This window comes from Acidovorax sp. SUPP2539, assembly GCF_030158975.1.
GTDB lineage: Bacteria > Pseudomonadota > Gammaproteobacteria > Burkholderiales > Burkholderiaceae_C > Paracidovorax.
The window spans coordinates 1-6,490 of record NZ_BQXJ01000014.1; the positions used below are offsets into that span (position 1 = coordinate 1).

Sequence of the window (6,490 nt, forward strand, 5' to 3'; positions counted from 1 at the left end):
AGGCATAGCCGATGGTTTGCTGATCGGGCGTGATGACGGAGGTCAGCCGGCCCGACGGTTGGTAATCAAGCAAGAGCTTCTGCCCGAACGGATTGGTGATGGAGGCCAAGAGTCCATAAGTGTGGTATGCGTAGGACGTCACCCAGCCGTTGCGCGCCGTGACCGACTGCAGCTTGCCGCCGCTGCTGAACTGCAGCGTGGCGTCGTCGTCGCTGCGCTGGTAGGTCCAGGCGCCGGAGGCCGATTGCGTCAGCACGTCATTGCTGGCCGTGGTCCAGGTGCTGCTGCCCGTCGCCTTGAAGAAGGTCCGCAGGTGGCCCTCTCCCGTCGTGATGCTCACGCTGTCCCCGGTCGCTCCCGTGCTGGATTTGAGGGAGGTGCTGTGGCTATGGGTCCAGGCCTTGCCCAACGGCCCGATCGGCCTGGCAGCGTCCTTGCCCCAGTCGCTTTGGTAATGGCGGGTGAACGACAGGTCCGCCGGGCCCTCCGCGCTCCAGTCGGTCTCGGTGCGGACCTTGGCCTGCGCGGCCAGCAAGATGGGGTTGTCTGTCTGCACGCCCGAGGCACGGCACATCGCAGGCCCCGGCTCCGGGGTGGCCGCAATGCATGCGTTGGTCGACGCGTTCTCAGCGAAGTTCAGATTGCAGATGCACACGCCATCGGCCGCCGCGCTGTTGGCCGGGCATGCCGTTCCGATTCGCTCCCCCCAGAAGGCAAAGATGGTTACCCGCCCAGGTCCAGCGCAATTCTGCATGGATCGGTAAAGGTAAAGGGGCGCATTTGGATGTGGCAACTCGTATGACCAAACCACCGGATTCACGGGTGTGGTTGTGCACGAGGAAGTAGGACTTGTGAGCTGCAAATAAGCAACCACCTCGTCCGGTGAGCCACAGAATGACCGCCCAGTCGTGCAGTAAATGCCCTCGGCACTCAGCGCAGCATGGGCGTGTGGCTGATGTGCCCCGAGAAGCAACACCGCGGCGATGAAATGGAGCAGCCCGGCCCCTATCCAACCCGAAGGCTTGGCCTTCAATAGTTGCAATACGTAGTGGAGCACGCAAGCGCTCACGGCACGGGCAACTTCGAAGGGCCCCCAAATCATCAAATGTCGCATTCCTTCTCCCGCTTCCTGTTTTACTTATTTCAGGCGAATTTTCTCATTGCACCCCAAACCCGCCTGTTTCCAGAAAATTCAATGAAATTAGTCTTTCATGATCTTGGCTTCAAATGCCGCGAGCATGGCTTCGATCTGCTGCCCCTCCGTAGCCCCTGGCTCAATGCCTCCACCATCCGCGATGCCTTTGAGCAAGCAGTATTCGGTTTCCGAGCGAATTAGGCCGCGCTTGATTATTTGTAAGTACTTTTTTGAATATCGGCGCCTGACTTCGCTCAACGTGAAGGCGCCAGCAGCAGCGAATCTCGCGTCGGCGGCGGCAATCGCCTCGGGTGTCCAATTTGCAGTCTCCTCGACGAAGTCGTTGAGCGCCATCTGTAGACCTTTCTTGGCATTGGCGAGAGAAGTTGCCTCTATTTTCTCCAAGAACTGCGACGGAGTTTCCTGCGGCGTAGTCGGATACTTTGGTGCATACAACTTAAACTCCAGATCAAGAAAAACCTTGAGCAATCTATATTCTTCGATAGATAAGGAATTGTTCCCCATAATCCTTTTTCCTTATTTACTGGCAAGTACAATGACCTGAAGCCACCGGCCGCCCAAACTCAGCATTAGCTGCCGGAATGTACCTAAGTGGGCCACGCGGGTTCCAAGGGCTAATCCTATTAATCTTATTTCTCGAATCTCCGCCGCTACTCTGTGCTCCATCATTGATATCGATGAGTTGCTGCTCACGCCCTCGGATAGCGTCGTAATTTGTCGACGAACGATCCAGCACGGGCGGCAAGAATCCTTCGGCATTTAGTAGCGGCTGTCCATAACCTCGGTTTCGCACGTTGCGCTCCGGAGTATCTGTGCCTAAAGTTCTGCCCGAGTAACATTCGCCAGTTAGTGGGTTGTAACGCGTGTAAGTCTGATACGTCGTTTCGTCATCGTCTTTGAATGCTCGGCTCAGCCTGTCTGCCAAGTCGCGCTGCGCATCCACTGATGGATTTGGCACGCCGGGGATTAACAGGGGTGGCAAAGGAATAGCTTGAAGGCCCGTCGGATCAGTGAAGTTCAGCGGATTTCCACCGACATACCCATACCGATTCCATCCTCCATTGAGCCCTATGGGATCATTCTGGAAGTACCGCCCCGAAGGCGGGTCATAGGATCGGTTCAGGTTGTAGTTCAGTTGAGTTTCCTCATCGAACACCTGCCCCGGATACCGCAGGTCGAACCGGATCGCTTCGCTGTAGTTGCTGCTCCCCTGCCCGCTCTGTGCGTAGCCGGTCGCTCCCGTCGTCGGGTTCGCCTCCCCAAACCCGGTAATCAGCCACTGCCACGCAACCTGCCCCCGCTTGTTCGTCAGCCTTCTAGCGTGTTCAGGTGGTCCGCGTCGATGGCGTACAGCCTGCCGTTGATCTGCGCGGTATGAGCAGATTACCTCATTGGTATAACAGGCCTGCGCGCGCGAACTGCAATAAACCAAAAAACCAAACTGGAAATCAGTCCGCCTACAAGTCCCATTAGTCCGAATCCGACAGTATTCCTCAACAAATCCAAAACATATTTAGAATCCGCCGCCAAATATGTAGGAATGAACACTACAACATAATAAGCAATTCCAATAATTGCACCCAATAACAAATAACTACCCAGTCCGACCAGTTTTTTACTTTGAAGAAAGAAATGAATTGGCACGCCCAAAACAAGGGCAGATGCATAGCCAATTATTAGAAAAACAAATGCGCCAGCTGCAGCATTTTCATACCCAATAAAAATAGCTTGTACTGAAAAAATTAACGCTGCCGGCATAGCTGGCGCAATTAAAAAACCTACAAGCAATCGCAACAAACCTGTTTTCATATCACCTCCTATTTATTACATTTGCAAGCATCAACAGCCTGCCGCGTAAGGCCATACCAAATATCATTAATTAAAGCATCGCTTCCAGGCAGATTAGGATTTTGCGCCCAGCCTATACCTTCTCCAAAATTATTGACCACATTACCAACACTACTAGGGGTCACGGTGCGCGCCACATAGCCAGGGTGGAGGGGATGGCTTGGCGTTGTTACATTAACGACCACCGGCGCGCCATTGAAAGTCATTAAGTAACTATTGACAGGGCTGGATGTTAGCCAAGCTGCCCAAGAGGGTGACGCATCATTAGACGTTCCACCTAGCGTTGCAGGTTGGGGAGATCCCGGTGTCGGATTCTGTTCCAAATATTTCTGCAGGCATATCCTGTCCACATTACCCACGTTTACCCACTTATTGTAGTAGTGATAATTTCTATCTCCCTGCCTTATCTGATCGGGCCATTTATCCGGTCGAGGAAAATTAATTCTCGGTCCTCCTGGGACATTGCAGGAAACACTGCCGTTTGATGCAACACAATCCAAACCTCTCGGATCGGCAAAGTTCAGCGGATTCCCGCCCACATAAGCAAACCGATTCCACCCCCCATCCAGCCCGATCGGGTCGGCTTGGAAGTACCGCCCCGAAGGCGGGTCATAGGACCGGTTCAGGTTGTAGTTCAGTTGAGTTTCCTCATCGAACACCTGCCCCGGATACCGCAGGTCGAACTTGATGGCTTCGCTGTAGTTGCTGCTCCCCTGCCCGCTCTGCGCGTAGCCGGTTGCCCCGGTCGTCGGGTTCGCCTCTCCAAACCCCGTGATCAGCCATTGCCACACCACCTGCCCCTGCGTGTTGGTGAGGCGCCGGGGCGTGTTCAGGTGGTCCGCATCGATGGCATACAGCCTGCCGTTGATCTGCGCGGCGATGGGCATCGGCCCGTTCGCGGTGGGCAGGTAGATGACCTCGGTGCTGTCCATCTCGCCCGCCGGTGCCGCGCTGTCGCTGCTCCGCCGACTGCCGTACTGCCTCAGCACGGTGCTGCCGATGCCGTCCTCCGCATAGACGGTCTGCTGGGTGATGGCCGGGTTGTTGGCCCCGGACAGCCGCGCATCGCTCTTGAACACGCGCTGGCTCAGGGCGTTGTAGGTGTAGCTCACGGCCAAGCATTGGCCGGGTCGGCGCTCGGCCCCGCCTTGGCGATGCGGCCGCCCACGCATTCCGCTACTTTCCTCTGATTAATTTAGTAATAGCGCTACACAAAAAATAAGATAAGCCAACGAGCAACATGCCACAGAAAACAACCATAAAGCCATAAAACAGGGAAGACTCCTCATAGCCCTTCAATGTCGAGAAAATCAAAAAACAAAACCTCCAAGCCTGTAAACATTTGAAATTCTCGCGGCTTTTCATTTATTCCCCCCAAGATCCACAATCTATGCATCCATTGCATCATTGAGGGGAAAATAACATTCCACAGAAGCTTTGAAAAAAAGCCCACGAGTAGAAAAATTTCAAAATTATCTATATTCATGGAATTATTTGCCCTTGACCAAATACTCCTCGCCAAAAGCTAACAATGCCAACAGGTCAACTGATCGTGGCCGTTAAATAATTCAACGATGCTACCAAATAAGCCGCCTTCACTGAAACTCTCTTGCGACAGACAGGAGTTGGGTTAAAGGGGCTACGCTGACTACTTCTAGAGTCCCCCTTTGACGCAAGAACTGGGAAGGCGTTAACCCCCTAAAGGGGCCGTTCAAAACCGCGTATTAGATTTCAATGACAAAATATAGCATGCAATATTAGTTTAACCACTAGCGCATCATTTATTTCAATCATTTTTCTTAAACCTATGAATAATAAATTCATATTGTCCTTCGTCTTTATACAACTCCGTTGTCAAAACATAGTCACCTTGCGCAAGGTCAAATTGCCCCTCTTCCTTACCCTGTGCTCCGTCAAAAAAAGAATCAAAGAACTTAAAAATATTATCGTTTTGTGAGTAAGACAGTTTTTCCTGCAGCTGGGGAAGCTGTTCAGGCACTTCCAAAAGTACTTTATCAGCAACCTCATATGATTTGCAAGAAACCCACCTAACCACCAACTTATCATTGCAGTGAACAAAAGTTGATTGCAAAGGCTCATCACCAAAAACGACAACAGGAAAACCACCGCAGTCAACAACTCCAAGAAAATCAATTATGGAACATGCTCGATCATAGTCAATCCCTGCATCAACAGAAGAAGAACTACCATCTACTCCTTTCCAGTGAGAAATCACATTCCCAGAAGCTCCAACCAACGGCCCACCATTAGTGTTTATCCATTTATTAATCATACAATTCTCCATTATCTTGGTTGTCTACCTCGAATTTGCCCACCCTGAGTCCTACTACAGTTCAAACAGTGGGGATATAAACGTTGCGGTCCATCATCTGGATTTAAAGCATTTGGAGGTTGGTGGTCTGGAATCCAATTACCAGTCCTAGTTCCGGGGCTACCACCGCCACAAGTATGACAACCTTGCCGATCACCAATGTCATTAATCGCATCTCGCTCCCCCGGGGTGAAATCGCGTCCAGGACCGCGTGCAGGAATTGAATCACCTGCATTTGGGCCAGGTTCAAGCGTATTCTTGCCTCTGCTATCAGAGAACATCCAATCGCTTAGATCGTTGAGGGCACGCCCACAGCTCTCCAACAACGCGGAACGACAACCAGGGGTTAATGCACAGCCAACTGCGATTACGGGCAGCGCGGGGCCCCATGTCACAGTTTGCAGCCCCTGCGGATCGGTGTAGGAGGCCGGATTCCCCTCCACATACAGGAACCGATTCCATCCCCCCTCCAGCCCAATCGGATCAGCCTGGAAGTACCGCCCCGAAGGCGGGTCATAGGACCGGTTCAGGTTGTAGTTCAGTTGAGTTTCCTCATCGAACACCTGCCCCGGATACCGCAGGTCGAACTTGATGGCTTCGCTGTAGTTGCTGCTCCCCTGCCCGCTCTGCGTGTAGCCGGTCGCCCCGGTCGTCGGGTTCGCCTCTCCAAACCCCGTGATCAGCCACTGCCACGCCACTTGGCCCTGCGTGTTCGTCAGCCTTCTCGGTGTGTTCAGGTGGTCCGCATCGATGGCATACAGCCTGCCGTTGATCTGCGCGGCGATGGGCATCGGCCCGTTCGCGGTGGGCAGGTAGATGACCTCGGTGCTGTCCATCTCGCCCGCCGGTGCCGCGCTGTCGCTGCTCCGCCGGCTGCCGTACTGCCCCAGCACGGTGCTGCCGATGCCGTCCTCCGCATAGACGGTCTGTGTGGTGATGGCGGGGTTGTTGGCCCCCGACAGCCGCGCATCGCTCTTGAACACGCGCTGGCCCAGGGCGTTGTAGGTATAGCTCACCGCCAATGCGCTGGCCGGGTCGGCGTTCGGCCCCGCCTTGGCGATGCGGCCGTCCACGCCGTAGTGCAGGTAGCTGTCGCCCTTCCTGGTGATCGATCCGGTGGCGTCGTGGTTGTAGCTGACGTTGGTGGTCTGCGC

Annotated in this window: 7 protein-coding genes; all 7 read right to left on the reverse strand. The window is 53.9% G+C overall.

Annotation, left to right across the window (positions count from 1 at the left end):
* Nucleotides 1-556, reverse strand: a 556-nt coding sequence (locus tag AVTE2539_RS26140; protein WP_284415229.1) for a DUF6531 domain-containing protein, incomplete at its 3' end; no start/stop codon positions are given.
* Between the two features lie 645 nt (nucleotides 557-1,201).
* Nucleotides 1,202-1,660: a hypothetical protein gene (locus tag AVTE2539_RS26145; RefSeq protein ID WP_284415231.1), complete on the reverse strand. Its 459-nt coding sequence runs from the start codon at nucleotides 1,658-1,660 to the stop codon at nucleotides 1,202-1,204.
* Nucleotides 1,661-1,676: 16 nt separating this feature from the next.
* Nucleotides 1,677-2,312, reverse strand: a complete 636-nt coding sequence (locus AVTE2539_RS26150; RefSeq protein WP_502868991.1) for an RHS repeat-associated core domain-containing protein — start codon at nucleotides 2,310-2,312, stop codon at nucleotides 1,677-1,679.
* A gap of 227 nt (nucleotides 2,313-2,539) precedes the next feature.
* Nucleotides 2,540-2,965, reverse strand: a complete 426-nt coding sequence (locus AVTE2539_RS26155) for a hypothetical protein (RefSeq protein ID WP_284415235.1) — start codon at nucleotides 2,963-2,965, stop codon at nucleotides 2,540-2,542.
* Between the two features lie 8 nt (nucleotides 2,966-2,973).
* Nucleotides 2,974-4,116 carry an RHS repeat-associated core domain-containing protein gene (locus AVTE2539_RS26160; RefSeq protein WP_284415237.1) on the reverse strand — a complete coding sequence of 381 codons (1,143 nt, stop codon included), beginning with the start codon at nucleotides 4,114-4,116 and terminating at the stop codon, nucleotides 2,974-2,976.
* A gap of 674 nt (nucleotides 4,117-4,790) precedes the next feature.
* Nucleotides 4,791-5,297, reverse strand: a complete 507-nt coding sequence (locus AVTE2539_RS26165; protein WP_284415240.1) for an Imm21 family immunity protein — start codon at nucleotides 5,295-5,297, stop codon at nucleotides 4,791-4,793.
* A gap of 11 nt (nucleotides 5,298-5,308) precedes the next feature.
* Nucleotides 5,309-6,490 (reverse strand): RHS repeat-associated core domain-containing protein (locus AVTE2539_RS26170; protein WP_284415242.1); only part of this gene is annotated, 1,182 nt, incomplete at its 5' end.